Below are 1,251 nucleotides of genomic sequence, written 5' to 3' on the forward strand. Positions count from 1 at the left end.
GCCGCGCGGACGCCGCCGCGCACCGCCGCGTCCGCGGCCTCCCGGTTCAGCTGCGTCATCACCGCCACCGCCTCGTCGAAGACCTCCCCGGTCCTCTTGTGCCGGTTGTTGAGCAGACCGAGGCCGATCGGCTTGGTGAGCGTGAGGGGCAGACCGGGCCGGGCCGCGTCGTTGCGCATCAGCTTGCCGGGGTCGGCGATGCCGGTCACCGCCATCCCGTACTTCGGTTCCGGGTCGTCCACCGAGTGCCCGCCCGTCACCGGACAGCCCGCCCCGGACGCCACGGCGAGCCCGCCCCGCAGCACTTCGGTCAGCAGTTCCATCGGCAGGACGTCCCGGGGCCAGCCGACCAGGTTGATCGCGCTGACCGGGCGGCCGCCCATGGCATAGATGTCCGAGAGGGCGTTCGCCGCCGCGATCCGGCCCCAGTCATACGCGTCGTCGACCACGGGAGGGAAGAAGTCTGCCGTCGAGAGCACCGCGAGGTCCCCGCCGACCCGAACGGCGGAGGCGTCGTCGCCGTCGTCGAGCCCCACCAGGACGTCGGGGTTGGTTTGGCCGGTCAGGCCGCGGACCACGTCCTCGAGCTCGCCGGGCGGAATCTTGCAGGCGCACCCTCCGCCGTGTGCGTATCCCGTGAGCCGGACTGCTGCTGCGGACTCTTCTGCGACGCCGGTGATCCCGTTCATGGTCACAGCATAGGAGCGGCGGGCCGGTGTTACCATGCTCGTGGAGGCGTCCGGGTCCTGGTGGGCCCCCCGGTCTTCAAAACCGGTGAGGCCGAGTACCTCGGCCTGGCGGGTTCGATTCCCGTCCGCTTCCGCCAGCTGCACAGCTGAAGGTGACCCGGAAGGAGGGCCGTGGGCCAGAACGACCCGCGCCGGCACATTCCGCGCACCGACCAGCTGCTCGCCCACCCGGAACTTCTCCACGCACGCGTGCGCCTCGGCGACGACGTCATCCGTTCCACCGTCCGGGACGTGCAGGACCAGGCGCGTCGCGGCGACCTTGCCCCGGAAGACGTCGAGGCGACGGTTCTGACCGCGGTGGCTTCCCGCACGGCCAGCTCGTTGCGGCCGGTGCTGAACGCCACCGGCGTCATCGTCCACACCAATCTGGGACGCGCTCCGCTCTCCGCGTCCGCACGCCAGGCGGTGCTGTCGGCGGCCGGCTATGTCGACGTCGAGATGGATCTGCCCACCGGCGGACGGTCCCGGCGCGGGGCCGGTGCGCGGCAGGCTTTGCTGGACG

Annotated in this window: 1 protein-coding gene, 1 tRNA gene and 1 pseudogene; 2 read left to right on the top strand and 1 reads right to left on the bottom strand. The window is 71.8% G+C overall.

All coding sequences use genetic code 11. The features are described from left to right. Positions 1-689, bottom strand: a 689-nt coding sequence (gene selD / locus AC5RUJ_RS16650; RefSeq protein ID WP_494156290.1) for a selenide, water dikinase SelD, incomplete at its 3' end; no start/stop codon positions are given. A 42-nt stretch (positions 690-731) separates the two neighbouring features. Between selD and AC5RUJ_RS16655 the strand changes: the two genes are divergently transcribed. Continuing rightward, positions 732-826 (top strand) — tRNA-Sec (locus AC5RUJ_RS16655). A gap of 34 nt (positions 827-860) precedes the next feature. Further along, positions 861-1,251: pseudogene (locus AC5RUJ_RS16660) on the top strand (L-seryl-tRNA(Sec) selenium transferase); the annotation flags it as partial.

Source organism: Arthrobacter sp. Y3223164 (assembly GCF_059091005.1).